Annotated in this window: 1 protein-coding gene; it reads left to right on the top strand. The window is 34.9% G+C overall.

Annotation, left to right across the window (positions count from 1 at the left end; genetic code table 11):
- The coding region (locus SH09_RS14005) for a BCCT family transporter (protein ID WP_042740229.1) at nt 1–241 on the top strand (241 nt) is incomplete at both ends.

Here is a 241-nt window from a genome sequence, read left to right as displayed (position 1 = left end):
TTAGAAAAAATGAACCTGCATTAATTTCAAAAACATTACGTCCAATTTTCGGAAATAAAGTTGATGGCCCCTTAGGGACAATTATTGATGTTGTTTCTGTCTTTGCCACAATTGGCGGGGTAGCAGTATCACTAGGTTTAGGCGCTATGCAAATCGCAGGTGGTCTAAACTACCTATTTGATGTTCCAAATACTATCATGACTCAAGGTATAATTATACTTATTGTTACCATATTATTTTT

Origin of the sequence: Staphylococcus gallinarum (assembly GCF_000875895.1) — a bacterium.
GTDB classification, from domain to species: Bacteria; Bacillota; Bacilli; order Staphylococcales; family Staphylococcaceae; genus Staphylococcus; species Staphylococcus gallinarum.
This window is presented reverse-complemented; position numbering and strand designations above follow the sequence as displayed.